Genomic DNA, 502 nt, shown 5'->3' with positions numbered 1-502 from the left:
ATGCCTTGCACAAGGCCGAGGAAAGCGACCTTGGCAAATCCAAGGCCGACAAAGCCCGTGTCGACGCCTTGCGTGCAGATATCAGCCATGTCGGTTCCATGCGGGAGGGATCGGACTTGCGAAGGCACGATCGGCGGCGATCAATGCCGGGCAAGCCATACCGCTATGCGGCGCAGAATCAATTTACGGATTTGTAAGCTGGCGGCCCGAACGGGCGTCATAGCGTCGCGTGGCGGCGGACACATTGCAATACGCTTGCGGGCCGCGCCACCCGCATCCAAACCGGCCCACGGGCCGGCCAATGATGTTCATGGAAGATCGCAAGGCTACTCAGGGGCACAGCCACAGTTTCTGGCAGGTCCTGGCGATCACATGCGCCGGCGGGACAACCGGTTCATCGAGGGAAGGCCGGCGAGCCCGCTCAAGCAGCATGCGCACCTGTTCCGGGCGCACACGGTCGCGCTCCATCACAAGCAGGACCATCGGATCGCTCAAAAGCTCG

The 502-nt window shown here is 62.5% G+C and carries 1 pseudogene; it reads right to left on the bottom strand.

Going from position 1 to position 502, the window contains the following annotated elements:
- Positions 1 to 89 (bottom strand): annotated as a pseudogene (locus EN852_RS42755) (undecaprenyl-diphosphatase); the annotation flags it as partial.
- Between the last annotated feature and the right edge of the window lie 413 nt (positions 90 to 502).

The sequence above is a fragment of the Mesorhizobium sp. M2E.F.Ca.ET.209.01.1.1 genome, from assembly GCF_004010375.2.
GTDB lineage: Bacteria > Pseudomonadota > Alphaproteobacteria > Rhizobiales > Rhizobiaceae > Mesorhizobium.
The sequence above is the reverse complement of the archived record's forward strand: the minus strand, read 5'-3'. Positions and strand labels throughout refer to the sequence as shown.